Raw genomic sequence first — 21390 nt, forward strand, 5'->3', positions numbered from 1 at the left:
CATTGGTGAGGTATTAGCCCGTAAAGTCCGCACCAATTTGGTCGATGCGGTCAGTGCAAATAGTATCGACTCCCCAGCGCAGCAGCGTGGCTGCTCGTTGGGGATTATTCACGGTATAAACCAGAATAAATAAACCCGCCGCTTTGAGTTCCCGCACACGCGTTTCATCCAGCAATTTATGGTTCAAATGAAGTGATACGCAGCCCAGGCTAGTGGTCAGCTCGCGCCACTCATCACGCCATTCATCCAGCAACAAACCCCGAGGTAACTCTGGAACCGCATGTTGTGCCGCTTCCAGCGCGTCGATGGAAAAAGACGACAGCAATGGCGCGGTTTGCCCCTGCCATAATTCACGGGCGGCCAGCGCAATGAGTTTCCCGGTATCGGAATCAGTACCCGTTGTCGGCTTGATTTCGATATTGACCATCATGCCATGTTGTTTACAGCGCTCTGCAACCTGCGAAAGCAGCGGCAATGGCTCGCCTTTGAATTCATTGCTAAACCAGCTTCCGGCGTCAACGTTGAGCAGCTTATCCCACGGCAAATCGCCCGCCACTCCCCAGCCATTACTGGTGCGCTCCAGCGTGTCATCATGCAGCAGGAAGATTTGCCCATCTTTTGACAGCTTCGCGTCAAACTCAATCATGGTGTGGCCGTAGCGCGCACCAACATCAATGGCTGCCAGCGTGTTTTCCGGTGCCAGTTTTCCGCCGCCACGATGGGCCGCGACTTTTGGGTATGGCCAGTTACTCATAAACGTTGTCCATTTTCTTTATCAAAGAAATGCAGATGATTTTCAGGCAGATGCAGCCATAACGTACTGCCGGGTTGCGGGCGTTCCTGATGCCCAAGGCGCACCACCATTTTTTGCTCGCCCCAACGCCCATGCACCAGATTATCTGCGCCGAGCATCTCCAGCGTGTCGACCATAAAGGGGATTCCGCCTGCGGTTTGTGAGCTTAGCGCAATATGTTCCGGGCGGATACCCAGGGTAACAGCCCGGCCTCGTTGCAGATTTGCCGCATTTCCCAGCGGTAACTCCATGCCACCTGCCAGTTCAAAACGCGTCCCGTCAGCACTGATATTCCCTTCCAGCAAGTTCATGGCGGGCGAGCCAATAAAACTCGCCACAAAGCGGGTTGCCGGGCGCTCGTAGACTTCGACTGGTGTGCCGATTTGCTCTGCAACGCCTTTATTCATCACCATCACGCGCTGCGCCAGCGTCATCGCTTCGACCTGATCGTGGGTGACGTACAGACTGGTGGTTTTCAGGCGGCGATGCAGTTGCTGTAATTCGAGGCGCATTTGCACGCGCAGTTTAGCGTCGAGGTTTGATAACGGTTCATCAAACAGGAATACCGCTGGATCGCGCACAATCGCACGCCCCATCGCCACACGTTGACGCTGCCCGCCAGAAAGCTCACGCGGACGGCGTTTTAGCAAACCATCGAGTTCCAGAATACGTGCTGCCTCTGCCACTTTCTGCTGAATATGCGCTTTACCCATGCCACGGATTTTCAGCCCCCACGCCATGTTTTCTTCCACGCTCATATGCGGATAAAGCGCGTAATTCTGGAACACCATCGCAATACCGCGCTCTTTCGGTTCCATTTCAGTGACGCGCTGGCGATCAATCCAGATATCGCCGCTGGTGACGCGCTCAAGCCCGGCAACCATTCGTAATAACGTCGATTTTCCGCAACCCGACGGCCCGACCATCACGATAAATTCGCCATCCGCCACATCGAGCGTTAACGGTTGAATCACCTGGGTTTTGTTGTCCCAGCTTTTGCTGACTGCCTGTAATTTTAAACCTGCCATGGGGGTTATTTCTCACTATCAACAAGGCCACGCACGAACGCACGCTGCATGGCTAAAACGATTATTACCGGTGGAATAAGAGTCAGTAACATAGCCGCCATAACCTGATTCCACTGGGTAGAGCCTTCACCGGAAGACATCATGCTTTTGATACCCGCCACGGCTGTGCCGAGGTTGACGTCGCTGACAATCAGCAACGGCCACAGATACTGGTTCCAGCCGTAGATAAAGGTGATGACGAACAGCGCCGCCAGATTGGTTTTCGAGAGCGGCAGCACGATGTCGCGGAAGAAGCGCATCGGCGTTGCACCATCAATGCGAGCCGCTTCCATTAACTCATCGGGCAGCGTCATAAAGAACTGGCGGAACAAAAACGTGGCGGTCGCCGAAGCCATTAGCGGCAGCGTCAGGCCGGTATAGCTGTCGAGCATCTTGAGATTGGCGATGACTTCTACCGTTGGAAAAATTCGCACTTCGACCGGCAGCATCAGGGTGATGAAAATCATCCAGAAGAACAGGTTACGCAATGGAAAGCGGAACCAGACAATGGCAAAAGCGGAGAGCATCGACACCGTGATTTTGCCGATGGTGATAACCATCGCCATCACAAAGCTGTTTAGCAGCATCAGGCCAAACGGCGCACTGTTTGCACCCACGCCATGTACCCAAATATGGGTCATATTTTCCAGCAGATGGGAGCCTGGGATCAGCGTCATTGGCGTTTGAAACACGGCCTGGCTGTCCAGCGTTGCCGCCACAAATGCGACGTACAGCGGAAACAGAATCACGATGATGCCAAGAATGAGCATGGTATGGCTGAAAATCGTCAGTCCGCGGCGGTTCTCAATCATTGGTAGCGCACCTTACGTTCCACGAAGCGGAACTGAATGACGGTCAGGATGATGACCAGGAACATCAGCACTACCGATTGTGCCGCCGATGCGGAAAGGTCGAGACCGGCAAAACCTTCGCGATAAATTTTGTAGATAAGCGTGGTGGTGGCTTGTACCGGGCCACCGCCAGTTGCGGCGTCGATAACCGGGAAGGTATCGAAAAAGGCGTAAACCAGATTCACCACCAGCAGGAAGAAACTCACCGGAGCAATCAGCGGCAGCGACAATTTAAAGAAGCGGCGCACCGGCCCGGCACCATCAATGGAAGCGGCTTCGACCAAGGATCGAGGAATCGACTGAAGTGCAGCGAAGAAGAACAGGTAGTTGTAGCTGATTTGCTTCCAGACCGAGGCAAACACCACAAGGAACATCGCCTGACCGCTGTTTTGCGCGTGGTTCCAGTGATAACCAAACTGCTCCAGCAGGTGCGTTAACAGGCCGCGCCCAGGATTGAACAGGAAGATCCACAGCACGGCGGCAATCGCGGGCGCGACCGCATACGGCAGCAACATTAGGGTTTGATAAATACGGCTCCCACGCACGACATAATCTGTAAGGGCGGCGAAAAACAGCGACACCAGCAGCCCACTGCCTGCCACTAATCCACTGAAAATTAAGGTGGTGTAGAAGGAGTCGAGATAGTAGCTGTCGTGGAAAAGCTGTTTGAAGTTATCCAGGCCGACAAACGTGCTCGAAAGCCCAAACGGATCGACATTCTGAAGTGAATACCACAGCGCTTCGCCCGCAGGCCAGATGAAAAAGATAATGGTGATAACCAGTTGCGGCAGGACTAGCGCATACGGTAGCCAACCGGAACGGAATACAGGACGAGATGATGACATAAGTAATTCTTTTCCTGAACAATGTCGGGTGACGGCTTCGCCTTAACCGACCTACAAACAGCCATTCGTAGGTCGGATAAGCGAAGCGTCATCCGACACTGAAAAACTTAAGACTTAGTCGATTGCTCGAAACGACGCAGCAGCTGATTGCCACGCTCAACCGCGCTGTCTAACGCCTGCTGAGGGGTTTTCTTGCCGGTCCACACCGATTCCAGTTCTTCGTCCACGATGGTACGAATCTGCGGCATGTTGCCCAGACGCAGACCTTTGGTGAATGGCAATGGCGGCTTGTTCATCATCTGGCGCGTGGCGATGTCAGCACCCGGGTTTTTCTCGTAGAAACCTTGCTCGCGCGTCAGGTCATAAGCCGCTTTGGTAATCGGCAAGTAACCCGTTTTCTGGTGCCATTCGGCAGCGATTTCAGGCTGGGCGAGGAACTGCATAAACTCGGCAACGCCTTTGTAAGTTGCCGCGTCTTTACCCTGCATTACCCACAAACTTGCCCCGCCGATAATGGCGTTTTGTGGCGCATTCGGGATGGTTGCGTCATAAGGCATCATGCCCACGCCGTAGTTGAATTTGGCGTAGTGGCGGATATCTGCCAGCGAACCGGAAGAGGCGGTAGTAATGGCGCAATCGCCGTTGTAGAACTTCTCGGTGGATTCGTCTTTACGGCCGAAATAGCTGAAATCGCCTTTCTTGTTCAACTCTTGCAACAGCGCAATGTGTTTCACTTGCTCGGGTTTATTGAATTCCAGAACCGCGTCAGTGCCATCAAAGCCGTTGTTTTTAGTCGCAACGGGCAGGCCGTTCCAGGCGCTGAAGTTTTCAATTTGAATCCAGCCCTGCCAGCCGCTGGCGTAGCCGCACTTCATGCCCGCTGCTTTCAGTTTGGCGGTGTAATCAGCCAGATCCTGCCAGGTTTTTGGCGGCTGATCCGGGTTCAGACCGGCTTTTTTAAAGGCGTCTTTGTTGTAATACAGCACTGGCGTGGAGCTGTTGAAAGGCTGGGAAAGCAGATGCCCGGTTTTCGCATCGGTGTAGTACCCGGAAACCGTCGGCACAAACTGGGATTCGTCGAACTTAATGCCTGCATCGTTGAACACTTCATACACCGGCTTGATCGCTTTCGAGGCCATCATGGTCGCCGTGCCCACTTCATAAACCTGCAAAATGGCTGGCGCATTGCCCGAACGGAAAGCCGCAATCCCTGCCGCCAGGTTTTGTTCGTAGTTGCCTTTATAAACCGGAACAATTTTGTAGTCAGGATGCGTCTGGTTAAAGCGTTGAGCCAGTGAATCAACTTCTTTGCCCAGTTCGCCTTCCATCGAGTGCCAGAAAGGAATGGAAGTGGCGGCGATAGCGCTACTGCTAAATACGCATCCAAGCGCCAGGCAAATTGCTGTGTGTCGTAACGATGCAGTCATGTCTTATGTCTCGAATTATTTTGAGGTGAATAAGTTGCGCGAAAATACGCGTTTTTGTTCGCATCAAAACATGACATGCGCGAATGACAGAAAAATAACCGTGAGGTGACAGGATCGTTACGATGAAGTGAAGGAATTATGACTAGTGGAAAAATGTCATAAAAAAAGGAGCCAAAGGCTCCTCGTGTTTGAAACGATAAACTAGCCGCCGAGGTAGGCGCTACGCACCGCTTCGTTAGCCAGAAGTGCATCACCTGTGTCTTCCAGTACCACGTGGCCGTTTTCCAGCACGTAGCCACGGTCAGCGAGTTTCAGCGCCTGGTTGGCGTTCTGCTCGACGAGGAAGATGGTCATGCCTTCGCTGCGCAGTTGTTCGATGGTATCGAAAATCTGCTGAATGATGATTGGCGCGAGGCCGAGCGATGGTTCATCTAACAGCAGCAGGCGCGGTTGGCTCATTAATGCACGGCCAATCGCCAGCATTTGTTGCTCACCACCGGACATCGTACCCGCACGCTGAATACGGCGCTCCAGCAAGCGTGGGAACAGTTCGTAAACGCGTTGGATGCGTTCATGATACTGGTCGCGTTCCGCGAAGAAGCCACCCATCGCCAGGTTCTCTTCTACCGTCATGCGTGAAAACACGCGGCGGCCTTCCGGCACAATCGCCACTGCTTCACGCATGATGCGCGCGGTATGCCAGTCGGTGATGTCTTTACCATCAAAGGTAATCTTGCCGCTTGAAGCACGCGGGTCACCACACAGTGTTCCCAACAGCGTCGTTTTACCGGCGCCGTTCGCGCCAATCAGGGTAACGATTTCGCCCTGTTTGATGTGCAGACTAACCTCATGAAGCGCCTGGATTTTTCCGTAGTGGGCGCTCACATGGTCAAATGACAACATGATATTTTCCATATTAAGCCTCACCCCCATTATGCTTCACCTAAGTAGGCGCGGATTACGTCAGGGTTATTCCGGATTTGCTCCGGCGTGCCGTTCGCAAGCGGCGTCCCCTGGTTTACCACGTAAATCCTGTCAGAAATGCCCATCACCAGTTTCATATCGTGCTCGATTAACAGCACGGTAGTGTTGTGATGGTTGCGTAACTCCATGATTAACTCATCGAGTTCATGCGTTTCTTTCGGGTTAAGGCCAGCCGCGGGTTCATCAAGCATCAGAATTTCTGGCTGAGTCACCATGCAGCGTGCAATCTCAAGGCGGCGCTGGTCGCCATATGCCAGGTTACTCGCCTGACGGTTAGCCTGCTCAAGCAGACCAATACGTTCAAGCCAGGTTGCAGCGCGGTCGAGCGCTTCGTTTTGTGAACGGCGAAAAGCAGGCGTTTTCAAAAGACCTGAGAACACACCGGTTTTCAGCTGCATATGCTGAGCAACCAGCAAGTTTTCAATCACGGTCATTTCGCGGAACAGACGAACGTGCTGGAAAGTACGCACCACGCCCATACGTGCAATTTGCTGGCCCGGCAGACCTTCAAGGTGTTGATCACGCAACAGAATCGTTCCGCCTGAAGGTTTGTAGAAACCCGTCAGGCAGTTAAACACCGTGGTTTTACCGGCACCGTTCGGGCCGATTAACGAAACAATTTCTTGTGGATGCAGTTCCAGAGAAACATTATTTACGGCGAGCAGGCCGCCGAAACGCATCATCAAGCCGTTTACGGATAACAATGGCTGACTCATGCCTGCTCTCCTTTCACTTGTTCCACTTGCTCTTTTTTAAGCTTCAATTGCGGACGCGACATTGGCAGCAAGCCTTGCGGACGCCAAATCATCATCAGCACCATCAAGCCACCAAGCACCAACATGCTGTATTCGTTCAGGTCACGCATCAGTTCGCGCGACACCACCAGCAGCACGGCGGCGAGGATAACGGCAAATTGCGAGCCCATACCGCCCAGCACGACAATCGCCAGCACGAAGGCAGATTCGGCAAAGGTGAAGGATTCCGGGCTGACAAAGCCCTGGCGTGCGGCAAACAGCGTACCAGCAAAGCCTGCAAACGCGGCGCTAATAGTAAACGCGGTCAGTTTGATGCGCGTTGGGTTCAGACCCAGTGAACGGCACGCGATTTCATCTTCACGCAACGCTTCCCACGCGCGGCCCAGCGGCATACGCAGCAAGCGGTTAATCACAAACAGAGACAGCACAACCAGCAACAGCGCAACGAGGTAGAGGAAGATAATCCTGTCACCTGGGTTGTACGCGATGTTAAAGAAGTTGCTGAACGTGTCCCACCCGCCTTCACGTGCGCTGCGGCTGAATTCCAGACCAAACAGCGTAGGTTTAGGGATCTGGCTGATGCCGTTCGGGCCACCGGTAATTTCGGTGTTGTTCAGCAGCAAAATACGGACAATTTCACCAAAGCCGAGCGTCACAATCGCGAGGTAGTCGCCGCGTAAACGCAACACCGGGAAGCCCAACAGGAAACCTGCCGCCGCAGACACCAGGCCCGCAATCGGCAAGCATGTCCAGAATCCCAGACCGTAGTAGTGGTTGAGCAGAGCAAAGGTATAAGCGCCGATGGCATAAAAACCGCCGTAGCCCAGAACCAACAAGCCAGACAAACCCACAACCACGTTCAGACCAAGGCCGAGAATGATATAAATCATGGTCAGCGTGGCGATATCCACCGTACCGCGTGACACCACAAACGGCCACGCAACGGCGAGTACCAACAGTGCCGCCAGGAACAGTTTTTGTTTCGGCGTAGAACCGTCTAACGCAGGCAGCACAAACTTCGGCCCGGAGACTTTTTTCATGCCTTTCTGGAATGCAGGGCGCAGCAACTGGAAGACGAAGACAATCGCCGTACCAATCAACACCCATTCCCAGCGCACCGTTTCGGCGCTGTGAACGACAAGCTTAGTGCCATCGAGACTCAACTGAACGCCCATAAAGACGCCCGCCAGCACGAAAAATATGGCCGCCGAAAGCAGCGCAAGAACAACATGCATCGGTTTCATACTTTTTCTACCTCCGGGCGACCCAGGATACCGGTAGGCATAACCAGCAGTACCACGATGAGCAGCGCAAAGGAGACAACATCTTTATATTCGGTGCTCAGATACGCGGAAGTCAGCGCTTCTGCAACACCCAAAATCAGGCCACCAATCATCGCGCCAGGGATACTACCGATACCGCCCAGAACTGCTGCGGTGAAGGCTTTCATCCCGGCCATAAAGCCGATGTATGGGTTGATAACGCCGTAGAACTGGCCGAGCAGTACACCTGCAACCGCAGCCATGGCTGCGCCAATCACGAAGGTCAGCGAGATAACACGGTCGGTGTTAATTCCAAGCAGGCTCGCCATTTTCAAATCTTCTGCACACGCACGGCACGCACGGCCCATGCGGGAGTAGCGAATGAACAGTGTCAAAGCCAGCATCGCAAGGAACGTTACCACCCAAATCACCAACTGCATGGTGGTAATGGTTGCGGTGAAGTTGTCGCTGGCACCGACGACCCACTGGCCGTTAAACAGGCTTGGCAGCGCGATGTCGCGCGAACCTTCAGTCAGGCTGACGTAGTTTTGCAGGAAGATAGACATCCCGATAGCAGAGATCAGTGCAATCAGACGCTTAGAGTTACGCACCGGCTTGTAGGCAACGCGTTCGATGCTCCAGCCGTAGGCGCTCGCAATGACAATTGCACCAATAAAACCTGCACCAACCAGCATCCAGCCCACATCAATGCCCATCATCATCAGTGCTGCGATGATCATAAACGAGACGTAGCTGCCGATCATATACACCTCGCCATGGGCGAAGTTGATCATGCCGATAATGCCGTAAACCATGGTGTAACCGATGGCGATCAACGCGTAAGTACTGCCCAACGTGACGCCGTTAAACATCTGTTGCAGGAAGTAGAGGAACTGCTCGGACATACAATAACCTTATTTATTCCTCCCCAACGCATAGCCGCCGGGGAGGTGGGATGACCCAGAGTTGCCGCTACTATTATTTCGTCGCTACAGAAGACGAACCGTCGGCATGCCACTGGAAGACACCAAAATCAAATCCCTTCAGATCGCCTTTCTCATCCCAGTTCAGCGGCCCAATCACGGTTTTCGCACCGTTTGCTTTCAAATCTTTTACTAAATCAGCAGGTTCTGCACTTCCGGTACGCTCAAGTGCTGTCGCCAAAGACTGCACCGCGGCGTAAGTGATCCAGACATATGGGCCACTTGGGTCTTTCTTCTCAGTTTTCAGTTCATCAACGATAGCTTTGTTCGCTGGGTCCTGGTCATAGCGTTTTGGCATGGTGACTAACATGCCTTCGCCCGCATTGCCCGCAATGTTGGACAGCGATGCGTTACCCACACCCTCTGGACCCATAAACTGAGTTTTCAGACCAACGGCACGTGCCTGACGCAGGATCTGGCCCATTTCTGGGTAGTAGCCGCCGTAATAAACAAAGTCGATGTTTTCTTTTTGCAGACGCGCCACCAGCGTGGAGAAGTCTTTATCGCCCGCAGTGATGCCGTCGAAGAAGACGATATTCGCGCCACCTTTCTTCAGGCCATCTTGTACAGAACGCGCCAGACCTTCGCCGTATTGCTGCTTGTCATGAATGATAGCGATACGCTTCGGTTTTACGGTTTCCAGGATGTATTTAGACGCCGTTGGACCCTGGGAAGAATCCAGGCCCGCGGTACGCATAATCATTTTGTAACCACGGGCCGTCAGCTCTGGGTTAGTCGCACCAGGGGTGATCATCAGGATGCCTTCGTCTTCGTAAATATCAGACGCTGGCTGAGTGGAAGAGGAGCAAAGGTGGCCAATGACATAGCGCACACCGTCGTTAACGATTTTGTTGGCAACCGCTACGGCTTGTTTCGGGTCACAAGCATCGTCGTATTCAACCGCGACTAGTTTGTCGCCTTTGATGCCGCCTTTTGCGTTGATGTCTTTGATTGCCTGGCGAGCACCGTTAAATTCCATGTCGCCCCACTGCGCAACCGGGCCAGACATAGCACCAACAACGGCAACTTTGATATCAGCTGCGGTTGCCGCGTGAGACACCGCCAGCGCAATAACCCCAGCGAGTAATGTCTTCGCGTTCATTTTCATAGATCCAATTCCTGTTCGTGATTTGTGGTTTTATTTTGGGCAAAAAACAAACTGAACGTTTTTTAGCCTTTAACCATTTTTATGAGTGCCTTTAAGGGCTTAGCATTAAAATTTACAATTTTTAAGGCTAAACTCTCTATTTTTCAGGCTATTAAGCAAAGATATTATTCTGTATTTGCTTAGAGTTAAACAAAAAAAAGCAGCTTTTTCAGCATAAAATAGCGATACAAAGAGCGGAATAAATCACTAGGTTTTAGGGTTTTATACTGACCATTTTTCAATCTGCCACTTATCGAACTGGCATATGTTTGACGCAAAAATTAATCGTCTGGTATATGACAGATAAAAGAGAAAGCGTCTGGCGCAAATAAATTGGTTACACTCGGGGTTTTCCCGCTTTTTGGTTAGCTCGCTTATGAAACTCACCATCATTCGTCTGTTTGAGTGTAGTGCCCAGGATGAGATCGATCTCGCTAAGATCTGGCCGGAATATTCCAGCGCCTCGCTTACGCTTAGTGATACTCACAGAATTTACGCGGCAAAATTTAATGAGCGACTGCTCGGCGCGGTGCGCGTTACGCTTGCGGGCCGTGAAGCCGCGCTGGATTCGCTGCGGGTACGCGAGATCACCCGTCGCCGTGGCGTGGGGCAGTATCTGGTTGAAGAAGTGATTCGTGATAATCCTGACATCACCGGTTGGTGGATGGCAGATGTTGGCGTGGAAGACCGTGATGTGATGACGGCGTTTATGCAGGCGGTTGGGTTTGAAGTTCAGAGTGGTGGCTGGAAGAAGTGATAACGGGTTGGTTATCACTTCCCCATTTATCGAAGCATTTCGTGCTGCGGAAAGGCGGCAAGTGGTGAAATCCCCGGGAGCTTACATCAGTAAGTGACCGGGGTTAAGCAACGCAGCCAACGCATCAGCGGCGCGAAAGGCGACCGATAAATTATTTAGCGTCGGTCGCAGTCCCGTTCGCATGCCAGGTAAACACGCCAAACTCAAAGCCTTTCAGATCGCCCTTCTCATCCCAGCTCAACGGACCCATTACGGTATCAACCGTTGCGCCTTTCAGGTACGTCGCGATTTCAGCCGGATCTTCTGACTTGTTCAGACCTGCAGCCAGAGATTGCAGTGCTGCGTATGTGGTCCATACGAACGCGCCACTTGGATCTTGTTTCTTCGCCTTGATTGCATCTACAACCGGTTTGTTCGCAGGAACCTGGTCGTAGTTCTTCGGTTTGGTGACTAACAGGCCTTCAGCAGATTCGCCAGCAATGTTAGACAATGAAACGTTCGCTACACCTTCTGGACCCATGAACTGAGTTTTCAGGCCTGCGGCACGAGACTGACGCAGGATCTGGCCCATTTCAGGGTGGTAGCCACCGTAGTAAACGAAGTCGATATTCTCTTTCTTCAGGCGTGCCACCAGCGTGGAGAAGTCTTTCTCACCTGCGGTGATGCCGTCAAAGAACACCACGTTAGCGCCGCCTTTTTTCAGGTTTTCCTGAACCGAGCGCGCCAGGCCTTCGCCATATTGTTGTTTGTCATGAATCACCGCGATGTTTTTCGGTTTCACGTGATCAAGGATGTATTTCGCCGCCGTTGGGCCCTGATCGGAGTCCAGTCCTGTGGTACGCATTGTTAATTTGTAACCGCGCGAAGTCAGCTCAGGCGCCGTTGCCGCAGGAGTGATCATCAGTACACCTTCGTCTTCGTAGATATCAGACGCAGGTTGAGTAGAAGAAGAACACAAGTGGCCGATTACATATTTGATGCCATCGTTAACCACTTTGTTGGCGACCGCCACGGCTTGTTTCGGGTCACAAGCATCGTCATATTTGGTGATAACAAGTTTGTCGCCTTTGATGCCGCCTTTGGCATTAATATCAGCAACCGCTTGTTCTGCACCGGTAAATTCCTGGTCGCCATATTGAGCAACCGGGCCAGACATCGCCCCAACTACCGCTACTTTGATATCCTTCGCAAATGCTGCGTTGCTCATCGCAAGTGCAATACAACCAGCCAATAACGCTTTGCCCTTCATGTTCATCCTGAGAATCCCCATTCTTGTTGTGATTGGTATTTGTTGTGTTGTTTTGGCACGGTTTTATTTTTGGTTTACGAATACCGCGTGTGCCTTCGCCGCACTCAGAGTTAAAAACATACCCGAATTTGCGGCTTTTGGAATAACAATTTTTTCACAATGGGGAAGGAAAGTGACGGGCATAAAAAAACCGCCCTGGAAGGCGGTTTTTTTGTCTTGCTGAATAACTTACGCTTCGATGGCCATGCGCAGTTTTTTCATCGCGTTCTTTTCAAGCTGACGCACACGCTCGGCGGAAACGCCATAACGGTCGGCCAGTTCTTGCAGCGTGCTTTTGTTGTCTTCATCGAGCCAACGGGCACGGATAATATCCTGGCTACGTTCGTCCAGGCCTAACATGGCATCGCTGAGTTTATCAGCCGCGTGCGATTCCCAGTTGTCGTCTTCAATGCCATCGGCAAAGTTAGAAGACTTATCCTGCAAGAACAGCACCGGAGCCATTGGCGCGCTGTCTGAATCGTCGTCGTTGCCCATGTCGAACGTCATGTCCTGCGCCGCCATGCGAGATTCCATCTCACGGACATCTTTGCTGGAAACACCCAGCTCGTTGGCGACCATTTCCACTTCGTCCTGGTTGAACCAACCCAGACGTTGTTTAGTTTTACGCAGGTTAAAGAACAACTTACGTTGTGCTTTAGTGGTTGCCACTTTCACAATACGCCAGTTACGCAGAACGTATTCGTGAATTTCAGCTTTGATCCAGTGCACAGCAAAGGACACTAAGCGGACACCCACTTCCGGGTTAAAGCGGCGCACCGCCTTCATCAGGCCAATGTTGCCTTCCTGAATCAAGTCAGCCTGCGGCAAGCCATAGCCCGAGTAATTACGAGCGATATGAACAACAAAGCGCAGGTGAGACAGGATCAGCCTTTTCGCTGCTTCCAGATCGCCCTGGTAATGCAGCTTTTCAGCAAGCTCCTTCTCTTCCTCAGCCGTCAACATCGGCCAGGAGTTAGCGGCCCGAATATAAGATTCCAGGTTACCAACAGGGGCTAAAGCTAAATTTTGCATTTCTTTGGTCATTCAAACCCTCTCTTAGAGACTAACGTACAGGTTGCTACACAGTGCCACACCTGACTCCACGTCAAGCGCCAAACCGTACCACCCACAGTAAACTCAGACAGTGATGCTATCCACAAGTTCCGTGTAAAGCTGTGCATAGATTGCACACAAAATGTGACAGAGCTATGAAACATGGCAGGAGAAACGCTTACCGAGGTGGGAACGAGTCCCCTGCTGATAGGTACTTCGTAGCAGGGGACTAGTATATCAAAAAATTTTTACTCTGGGGTAAAACGACGTAAATGTTGTACTGTTGCTATCCACGCAGCCAACCAACCGCTCATGGATGAAACCAGCAACAACAGCAGGCATTCGTCGAAACCCAGGCCCGTCAGATCGAATTTTGTGCCAAATACTTGCGCCACTTCGGTCACAGCCGATGACAAACGCCACACCAGAATTTCGGTCAAAATCAGCGACAAAAACGCACCGCTAAAGCCTAATAACGCACCGCCGTACAAGAACGGGCGCAGGATGAATCCATCCGTCGCACCAATCAGTTTCTGCACATTGATGGAGTCGCGGCGGGCAAAAATGCTCAGGCGCACGCTGTTACCAATCACCAGGAATACCGCGGCAACCATCAGCACGCCAATCATCGCAGCAACACGCCCTACCAGACCAGTCAGCGAGGCGAGACGTGCAAACCAGCTGTCATCCATGCGCACTTCATCGACACCGTTAATACGAGCGACACGGTCACGCAAAGTGTTCAGGTGGTCTGTGGTCTGGAAATCGAGTTTCGGGTTCACCACGGCAACGGCAGGCAGCGGGTTTTCTTCCAGCATATCCAGCGCGCCGCCAAAGCCCGACCAGTTGCGGAATTCGCCCAGCGCTTCGTCACGCGATAAATAGTTAACTTTATCGACGCCCTCTTCTGCCTGAATCGCACCCACCACTTGCTGCGCGGCGTTGTCATCCAGCGCTTTGTCGAGGTAAACGGTAATTTGCGGCGAAGGGTAATACTGTGTGGCGGCCTGATTTACGTTTTTGTAAACCATGTAGCACACGCTTGGCAGTGTAAGAGAAATGGCGATAACCATGACCGTCAGGAAAGTGGCTAAAGGCTTGCTGCGTAAATCCTGTACAGCCCCCTGCCAGGCGTAGCGGAACTGTTCGTTCACACCGCCCTTGAGGGATTTGCTTTTCGATTGAGGCCCTTTGCCGCGTTTTTTCACCGAGCGGCCTAAATCCCCTAACTTATTCAGCGAGTTGATTTTATCCAGCTTGTTGCTGAAGCGCTTTATGTGATTGAGCGCGCTGCGTTTATTCACCTGCCAGGCCTCCATGCAAATGGCCGTCACTTAACGTCAACATGCGATAATTACGGCGGGAAATCAGCCCCATATCGTGCGTTGCCATCAGAACCGTTACGCCCACGCGGTTAAATTCCTCGAACAGACGCAAAATACCTTCCGAGAGCGCATCATCAAGGTTACCGGTCGGTTCATCTGCCAGCAATACCGCAGGCTTATTCACCACCGCACGAGCAATGCCCACGCGCTGCTGTTCACCGCCAGAGAGTTGAATCGGGAAACTCTTCGCTTTATCGAGCAGGCCAACTTTATCCAGTGCCGCAGACACGCGGCGGCGAATGTCTTCACCGCTGGCACCCGCGATGATCAGCGGGATCGCCACGTTGTCGTAAACGGTTCTGTCCATCAACAAATGGTGATCCTGGAAGATCATACCAATCTGACGGCGCAGGAACGGCACTTCGCGGCTCTTGAGGCGGCTAATATCATGGCCGCTGAACGAAATCTTTCCGGCACTTGGCCGCTCAATACCGCAGATAAGCTTAAGCAGGGTACTTTTCCCGGCTCCAGAGTGACCGGTCAGAAAAGCCATCTCGCCAGGTTGCATATGGAAGGTGACTCCCTGCAACGCTTGTCTCCCACCGAGATAGGCCTTACTAACGTGTTCAAAGCGAATCATGGTTAATCCTCTCGGGCAAAAAGTGCCTCAATAAAATCGCCCGCATTAAACGGACGCAAGTCCTCAATACGCTCGCCGACGCCAATGTAGCGAATCGGAATACCAAACTGATCGGCAACGGAGAAAATCACGCCGCCTTTGGCTGTACCATCCAGTTTGGTGAGCGTAATGCCTGTCAATCCAACGGCTTCATGGAATAATTTAGCCTGGCTAATCGCATTTTGCCCGGTGCTGGCATCGAGGGTGAGCATAACCTCATGCGGTGCATCTTCGTCCAGCTTTTTCATTACGCGAACGATTTTCTTCAGCTCTTCCATCAGGTGCGCTTTGTTCTGCAAACGCCCGGCTGTATCGGCCAGAAGGACATCTACATTGCGCGCTTTTGCCGCCTGAATCGCATCAAAAATCACGGAAGCAGAATCGGCACCGGTGTGTTGAGCGATAACCGGAATATTGTTGCGCTGGCCCCAGACCTGCAATTGTTCTACTGCCGCCGCGCGGAAGGTATCGCCCGCCGCCAGCATTACAGATTTGCCTTCTTGCTGGAACTGACGCGCCAGTTTTCCGATAGTGGTGGTTTTACCCACGCCGTTGACACCAACCATCAGAATAACGAATGGCGTTTTGCCTTCAACATTCAGCGGCTCATCGACTTTCGCCAGAATCTCGCCCATCTCTTCTTTCAGCAGACCGTACAACGCTTCCGCGTCACGCAGGTCTTTACGGCTCGCGCCTTCTGTCAGATTGGTGATGATTTTGCGCGTTGTTTCAACGCCCACATCGGCGATAAGCAACTGCTCTTCAAGTTCTTCAAACAGATCATCGTCGATTTTCTTGCCACGGAACAGACTGATAAATCCGGAACCGAGGTTCTGTTTGGTTTTAACCAGGCTGCGTTTGAGGCGTGCGAAGAAACCTTCTTTGGTTGGACGTTCTTGTTCCTGCTGGATTTCTTCTGCTGGCTGCTCTTCCGCCACTTCTTCGGCGATAACGGCAGCAACCGGGAGTTCTTCAGCAAGCTCTTCTTCCAGTATTTCTTCTACGACAACATCTTCAATAACTTCAACTTCTTGCTCAACTACCGCAACAACAGACTCTTGTTCCGGTTGCCACTCTTCTGGCTCCAGTTCAGCTTCAGCAACCACGTCTTCAGGAACCGGCAGCTCTTCGTGTTCTACAGCAACTTGCGCGGTAACTTCTGGTTCTGGAATGATTTCCGGTTCAGCCGCCACCACTTCGCTCTCAACGAGCTTTTCGGTGACTTCGACAATTTCTTCTGCGAAGACTTCTGGTTCATCGCGCTTAGCAAACGCGACAGGCTCTTCTACAGTCAGAGTCTCTGGCTGGATTTCAGGCTTAGCTTCTTCTGGTTGTGCAGTTTCTTCAAGCGATTGTGGTTGTTCAGCTTCAATAACCTGCTCAACGACTTCTTCGGCAACCGGTTGTTCTTCTGCTACTTTTTGTTCTGTTTCTTGTTCAGAAGCCTGCTCTTTCTGGCCAAAGCCTAGCCATGAAAAAAAGCCACGTTTTTTCTCTTTCGCCATTTGCGAACACACTCCTCGCTGTTAATTCATGGCACAGGCCCGATTGAGCATGCCACGGGCACTGAAAATAATTATCTAATGAATGCCTTAGTCTATCACTTTCCCCGCCTTACACACACCGTTACACTAGACGGCAAGAAATTGCATCGCAGTGAGTCTCATGAAAAAACCGCAATCTACTGGCACCGGCCAGATTCGTATTATTGGCGGCCAGTGGCGCGGCCGTAAACTGCCTGTACCAGACAGCCCAGGCTTGCGTCCTACAACGGACAGAGTTCGTGAAACCCTGTTTAACTGGCTGGCTCCCTCAATGGTCGATGCCACCGTATTAGACTGCTTTGCCGGGAGCGGTGCATTAGGGCTGGAAGCGTTATCGCGTTACGCCAGCCGCGCCACGTTGCTCGAGATGGATCGCAACGTTTCACAGCAATTGCAAAAAAATCTCGTCACGCTAAAAGCGGCTAACGCCAAGGTCGTGAACACTAACACGCTCAATTTCCTGGCGCAGCCTGGCGAGCCACACACCATTGTGTTTGTTGACCCTCCGTTCAGAAAAGGCTTGCTGGACGAGACGTTAGCGTTACTTGAGAGCAATGGCTGGCTGGCAGATGAAGCGCTGATTTACGTTGAAAGCGAAGTAGAAAACGGGATGCCTGCGCTACCGGCAAGCTGGTCACTGCACCGTGAAAAAGTCGCAGGCCAGGTCGCTTACCGTTTATTTAGCCGCGAAATTTAAGGAACAGCATCATGTTGATCAATATCGGCCGCTTGCTCATGCTCGGCGTCTGGGCATTTTTGTTACTGAATATTTTCCACCCGTTCCCGCGCCCACTTAATATCTTCGTTAACGTCGCGCTGATCTTCACCGTGTTGATGCACGGCATGCAGTTGGCGCTGCTAAAATCGACTCAGCCAAAAGGCAGCCCACCGCTCAGTCGCGCTCAACAGATTAAGATTTTCATCTTTGGCGTATTTGAACTGCTGGTCTGGCAGAAGAAACTCCGCCAGGGCAAATAATCAATGGGGGACGAACCCTACAAACCGCGTCCCCTTATACTGCAAAGTCCCCGCGTCGCCGACACTCATCGAGTGGTACTGTTCAGCCGTCACACGCATTTTCAGATCCAGCCCGCCACTTTGTGGGCGAAACCAAATCTCATAACGCATCGTATCTTCCACTGGCGTAACCTGGCGTTGCCGCGAGCGCCGATCGTTGGTGGGCGTTTCACGTTTTGTCGCCACCAGTACGCTTCGTTGCATCAGAGGTGCTGCATCATTTTCCGCATTCTGGCGGCGCTGCTGCACAAAGCGGAACGACGCTGCCACGATGATAATCGCAACAACGGCGATGAAGAAAAGGGGCATTTTACTCATGGATTTATCTCGAATTGTCAGGCACTTTTAAGAATACCCTGCCGCTCTGGACGTTGTCATCCGTCGCAATTGACCACTAGACTTAAGAAAAACGGCAGATTAACTCATATTTACCCAAAATAATTCGAGTTGCAGGAAGGCGGCGACACAGTGAATCCCCAGGAGCTTACTTGAGTAAGTGGCTGGGGTGAGCGAGGAAAGCCAACACACATGCAACTTGAAGTATGAAGGGTACAAAAGGACACGCCATGCTCTGGTCATTCATCGCAGTATTCTTCTCAGGCTGGCTGTACGTTGACGCCTCCTACCGTGGGCCAACCTGGCAACGCTGGGTGTTCAAGCCTGTCACCCTTTTGCTTTTATTACTGTTGGCCTGGCAAGCGCCAATGTTTAACGCAACGGGCTACTTGATTGTCGCCGGCCTGCTGGCAACGCTACTCGGCGATGCGCTCACATTGCTACCAACCCAGCGCATGCTGTACGCCATCGGGGCATTTTTCCTCTCACACCTGCTCTACACCCTCTATTTCGCCAGCCAGATGACATTCAGTTTCTTCTGGCCGCTCCCGTTGGTTTTGCTGGTTGTAGGAGCCTTATTGGTTGCGGTTATCTGGACGCGTCTCGAAACGTTCCGCTGGCCGATTATGACGTTTATCGGCATGACGCTGGTGATGGTGTGGCTGGCAGGTGAGCTTTACTTTTACCTGCCGACGCGCCCAAATTTCTCGGCCTTTAGCGGCGCAACGCTGCTGCTGTTAGGCAATATTGTCTGGCTGGGAAGTCATTACCGCCGCCGCTTCACCGGCGACAGCGCCATCGCCGCAGCCTGCTACTTTGCCGGGCACTTTATGATTGTCCGCGCGTTGTATATTTGAGGCTAAACAGTGTCGGATGGCGCAAGCTTATCCGACCTACAAATACCGCGAACTTAATCTGGAAAATTTCCCTCTTGACTCTGGAGTCAACTCCAGAGAGTAACATGGGTAATGAGAACATTATCATTACCCAGGAGGGCACATGCTCAACTCCCCAAAGCCACCGCAATTTGCTAAAGCAAAGCTCAGTCCGTTGCCGATAAAAACCGATGCCTGTCACGGTAACGACTGCTGTAGCGAAGCCGTACCTCCTGTGGAAACGCAAACCGTTACAGAGCCTGGCGAGCGTTATAGCTGGCTGGTCGATGGCATGGATTGCGCGGCCTGCGCTCGCAAAGTTGAAAACGCGGTGAAACAACTGGCCGATGTTCAGCGCGTCCAGGTGTTGTTCGCTACGCAAAAGCTGCTGGTCACCGCCGAGAGTGATGTGCGTCAGGATGTTGAAAAAGCGGTAAAGGCGGCAGGTTACAACCTGAGAAACAGCACCGCTCCTGCGCCAAAAACCTCTTCCTTGCGCGAAAATTTGCCGCTCATTCTGCTGATTGTGATGATGGCATTGAGCTGGGGTCTTGAGCAGTTTAACCACCCATTCGGTAATATCGCGTTTATCGCGACCACGCTGGTTGGCCTGTGGCCAATTGCCCGCCAGGCCGTGCGACTGATGCGCAGCGGCAACTGGTTTGCCATCGAAACATTGATGAGCGTAGCCGCCATTGGTGCATTGTTTATTGGTGCGACAGCCGAAGCCGCGATGGTGTTGCTGCTGTTCTTAATTGGTGAACGCCTCGAATCTTACGCCGCCAGCCGCGCACGCCGTGGGGTAAGCGCGTTGATGGCACTAAAACCCGAAGTCGCCACGCGCATTCGTAATGACGAACGCGAAACTGTCGCGGTGGGCGATTTGCGCCCTGGCGATGTGATTGAAGTCGCAGCCGGTGGGCGTTTACCCGCCGATGGCCGCCTGCTAACTCCATTTGCCAGTTTCGATGAAAGTGCGTTAACCGGAGAGTCGATTCCGGTCGAACGTCAGCAAGATGAAAAAGTCCCGGCGGGCAGCACCAGCGTCGACAGACTGGTTCAGCTCGAAGTCATTTCAGAACCGGGTGACAGCGCCATCGACCGCATCCTGCGTTTAATCGAAGAAGCGGATGAACGTCGCGCGCCAATTGAACGTTTCATTGACCGTTTCAGTCGGATTTACACGCCGATTATTATGGCGATCGCGCTGCTCGCCGCTGTTATCCCGCCGCTGTTATTCGGGCAAAGCTGGAGCGAGTGGATCTACAAAGGGCTGGCGCTGTTACTGATTGGTTGCCCATGTGCGCTGGTGATTTCTACTCCTGCGGCGATTACTTCCGGGCTTGCGGCAGCAGCACGCCGTGGCGCGTTAATTAAAGGCGGCGCAGCACTTGAGCGTCTTGGCAAAATTCAGCATATCGCGTTTGATAAAACCGGCACGCTGACCGCTGGCAAGCCACAGGTAACGGCCATTGAAGTGAATGGCGATCGTCACGAAAACGACCTCCTGGCCGTTGCTGCCGCCGTCGAACAGGGGTCATCGCACCCGCTGGCACAAGCGATAGTGCGTGAAGCACAAAATCGCGGGCTGACGCTGCCTGAAACCAGCGCGAACCGGGCGCTGGCAGGCATTGGCGTAGAAGCCACCATCAACGGCGAAACCGTACTCCTGAGCACGCCGGGAAAACTCGCAGAAAATGTTCTCAATTCGCAGTGGCAGACACGCATCACCGAGCTTGAGGCCGAGGGGCAAACGGTCATTGCCGCAGTCCAGCAAAGCAAATTAATCGGTGTTCTGGCCCTGCGCGATACTTTACGCAGCGACGCTAAAGCCGCCGTGGCAGCACTGCATGATATCGGCGTTCAGAGCGTGATGCTGACCGGCGATAACCCGCGGGCCGCGGCTGCAATCGCTCAGCAACTGGGAATGGATTACCGCGCCAGCTTATTGCCAGCCGATAAGGTCAGCGCGGTTAATGAACTCAACGACCGCTCGCCACTAGCGATGGTAGGCGACGGCATCAACGATGCTCCGGCCATGAAAGCCGCGACTATCGGTATCGCTATGGGCAGTGGCACCGACGTGGCGCTCGAAACCGCCGATGCCGCGCTGACGCACAACCGCCTGACGGAACTGGCTGGCATGATTGGCCTTGCGCGCGCCACGCATAACAACATTCGCCAGAACATTACTATCGCGCTGGGGCTGAAAGGGATTTTCCTGGTGACAACATTACTGGGCATAACCGGTTTGTGGCTGGCGGTGTTAGCCGATTCCGGAGCGACCGCATTGGTTACAGCGAATGCGTTGCGGTTGCTGAGAAGACGTTAATTTGCGTGAAAGCTCGAGCATTTGTAGTGCGCTGCTGGCAAGAAAAATGATCACGCATGACAATGGCAAT

21 protein-coding genes are annotated in these 21390 nt (G+C 52.7%); 5 read left to right on the forward strand and 16 right to left on the reverse strand.

Annotated features, from left to right (window positions below; all coding sequences use genetic code 11):
* Positions 1-13: 13 nt before the first annotated feature.
* From ugpQ to livK, 10 genes are all read right to left on the reverse strand, one after another.
* On the reverse strand, positions 14-754 hold the full coding sequence (ugpQ, locus tag AC0IWZ_RS20370; protein WP_471678598.1) for a glycerophosphodiester phosphodiesterase: 741 nt from the start codon (positions 752-754) through the stop codon (positions 14-16).
* Positions 751-1821: a sn-glycerol-3-phosphate import ATP-binding protein UgpC gene (locus AC0IWZ_RS20375; protein WP_471678597.1), complete on the reverse strand. Its 1071-nt coding sequence runs from the start codon at positions 1819-1821 to the stop codon at positions 751-753. The genes ugpQ and AC0IWZ_RS20375 overlap by 4 nt, the downstream gene beginning before the upstream one ends.
* Before the next feature lie 5 nt (positions 1822-1826).
* Positions 1827-2672, reverse strand: a complete 846-nt coding sequence (gene ugpE, locus AC0IWZ_RS20380) for a sn-glycerol-3-phosphate ABC transporter permease UgpE (protein ID WP_034499515.1) — start codon at positions 2670-2672, stop codon at positions 1827-1829.
* A complete protein-coding gene (ugpA, locus tag AC0IWZ_RS20385; RefSeq protein WP_034499517.1) occupies positions 2669-3556 on the reverse strand; it encodes a sn-glycerol-3-phosphate ABC transporter permease UgpA in 888 nt (295 codons plus the stop codon). Before ugpA ends, ugpE begins: the two co-directional genes overlap by 4 nt.
* 107 nt (positions 3557-3663) lie before the next feature.
* Positions 3664-4983, reverse strand: a complete 1320-nt coding sequence (gene ugpB / locus AC0IWZ_RS20390; protein WP_034499520.1) for a sn-glycerol-3-phosphate ABC transporter substrate-binding protein UgpB — start codon at positions 4981-4983, stop codon at positions 3664-3666.
* A 201-nt stretch (positions 4984-5184) separates the two neighbouring features.
* A complete protein-coding gene (gene livF, locus AC0IWZ_RS20395) occupies positions 5185-5898 on the reverse strand; it encodes a high-affinity branched-chain amino acid ABC transporter ATP-binding protein LivF (RefSeq protein WP_034499522.1) in 714 nt (237 codons plus the stop codon).
* Positions 5899-5915: 17 nt separating this feature from the next.
* Entirely contained in the window at positions 5916-6683 is a 768-nt protein-coding gene (gene livG / locus AC0IWZ_RS20400) for a high-affinity branched-chain amino acid ABC transporter ATP-binding protein LivG (protein ID WP_471678596.1), read from the reverse strand.
* Positions 6680-7966 carry a high-affinity branched-chain amino acid ABC transporter permease LivM gene (locus AC0IWZ_RS20405; RefSeq protein ID WP_115626900.1) on the reverse strand — a complete coding sequence of 429 codons (1287 nt, stop codon included), beginning with the start codon at positions 7964-7966 and terminating at the stop codon, positions 6680-6682. Before AC0IWZ_RS20405 ends, livG begins: the two co-directional genes overlap by 4 nt.
* A complete protein-coding gene (gene livH / locus AC0IWZ_RS20410; RefSeq protein ID WP_064514637.1) occupies positions 7963-8889 on the reverse strand; it encodes a high-affinity branched-chain amino acid ABC transporter permease LivH in 927 nt (308 codons plus the stop codon). The genes AC0IWZ_RS20405 and livH overlap by 4 nt, the downstream gene beginning before the upstream one ends.
* A 73-nt stretch (positions 8890-8962) precedes the next feature.
* Positions 8963-10075: a high-affinity branched-chain amino acid ABC transporter substrate-binding protein LivK gene (gene livK / locus AC0IWZ_RS20415; protein ID WP_471678595.1), complete on the reverse strand. Its 1113-nt coding sequence runs from the start codon at positions 10073-10075 to the stop codon at positions 8963-8965.
* 415 nt (positions 10076-10490) lie between these two features.
* Here livK and panM point away from each other — a divergent pair, with 415 nt between their 5' ends.
* Complete coding sequence (panM, locus tag AC0IWZ_RS20420; protein WP_034499531.1) at positions 10491-10871, forward strand: aspartate 1-decarboxylase autocleavage activator PanM; 381 nt, start codon at positions 10491-10493, stop codon at positions 10869-10871.
* Between the two features lie 151 nt (positions 10872-11022).
* On the opposite strand, the gene AC0IWZ_RS20425 is transcribed toward panM, so the two are convergent.
* The 5 genes from AC0IWZ_RS20425 to ftsY all read right to left on the reverse strand — a co-directional run bounded on the left by AC0IWZ_RS20425 (position 11023) and on the right by ftsY (position 16721).
* Entirely contained in the window at positions 11023-12126 is a 1104-nt protein-coding gene (locus AC0IWZ_RS20425) for a branched-chain amino acid ABC transporter substrate-binding protein (RefSeq protein WP_471678594.1), read from the reverse strand.
* A 222-nt stretch (positions 12127-12348) separates the two neighbouring features.
* Positions 12349-13203: an RNA polymerase sigma factor RpoH gene (rpoH, locus tag AC0IWZ_RS20430; RefSeq protein WP_034499532.1), complete on the reverse strand. Its 855-nt coding sequence runs from the start codon at positions 13201-13203 to the stop codon at positions 12349-12351.
* Positions 13204-13460: 257 nt separating this feature from the next.
* Positions 13461-14516 carry a permease-like cell division protein FtsX gene (ftsX, locus tag AC0IWZ_RS20435; RefSeq protein WP_034499630.1) on the reverse strand — a complete coding sequence of 352 codons (1056 nt, stop codon included), beginning with the start codon at positions 14514-14516 and terminating at the stop codon, positions 13461-13463.
* Entirely contained in the window at positions 14509-15177 is a 669-nt protein-coding gene (gene ftsE, locus AC0IWZ_RS20440) for a cell division ATP-binding protein FtsE (protein WP_034499534.1), read from the reverse strand. Before ftsE ends, ftsX begins: the two co-directional genes overlap by 8 nt.
* Before the next feature lie 2 nt (positions 15178-15179).
* Positions 15180-16721: a signal recognition particle-docking protein FtsY gene (gene ftsY, locus AC0IWZ_RS20445; protein ID WP_471678593.1), complete on the reverse strand. Its 1542-nt coding sequence runs from the start codon at positions 16719-16721 to the stop codon at positions 15180-15182.
* A 160-nt stretch (positions 16722-16881) separates the two neighbouring features.
* Between ftsY and rsmD the strand changes: the two genes are divergently transcribed.
* Both rsmD and AC0IWZ_RS20455 read left to right on the forward strand, forming a co-directional pair.
* Entirely contained in the window at positions 16882-17457 is a 576-nt protein-coding gene (gene rsmD / locus AC0IWZ_RS20450; protein ID WP_034499538.1) for a 16S rRNA (guanine(966)-N(2))-methyltransferase, read from the forward strand.
* 11 nt (positions 17458-17468) lie between these two features.
* Positions 17469-17738, forward strand: a complete 270-nt coding sequence (locus tag AC0IWZ_RS20455; RefSeq protein ID WP_034460527.1) for a DUF1145 family protein — start codon at positions 17469-17471, stop codon at positions 17736-17738.
* Here AC0IWZ_RS20455 and AC0IWZ_RS20460 read toward each other — a convergent pair whose 3' ends face one another.
* A complete protein-coding gene (locus tag AC0IWZ_RS20460; protein ID WP_471678592.1) occupies positions 17739-18095 on the reverse strand; it encodes a DUF2500 domain-containing protein in 357 nt (118 codons plus the stop codon).
* A 248-nt stretch (positions 18096-18343) separates the two neighbouring features.
* On the opposite strand from AC0IWZ_RS20460, the gene AC0IWZ_RS20465 reads away from it, so the two are divergent.
* Together AC0IWZ_RS20465 and zntA are read left to right on the forward strand one after the other, a co-directional pair.
* Positions 18344-18970: a lysoplasmalogenase gene (locus AC0IWZ_RS20465; protein ID WP_034499542.1), complete on the forward strand. Its 627-nt coding sequence runs from the start codon at positions 18344-18346 to the stop codon at positions 18968-18970.
* A gap of 142 nt (positions 18971-19112) precedes the next feature.
* Positions 19113-21320 carry a Zn(II)/Cd(II)/Pb(II) translocating P-type ATPase ZntA gene (gene zntA / locus AC0IWZ_RS20470; RefSeq protein ID WP_471678591.1) on the forward strand — a complete coding sequence of 736 codons (2208 nt, stop codon included), beginning with the start codon at positions 19113-19115 and terminating at the stop codon, positions 21318-21320.
* Positions 21321-21390: the final 70 nt, after the last annotated feature.

This window comes from Buttiauxella sp. AC142, from assembly GCF_979253435.1.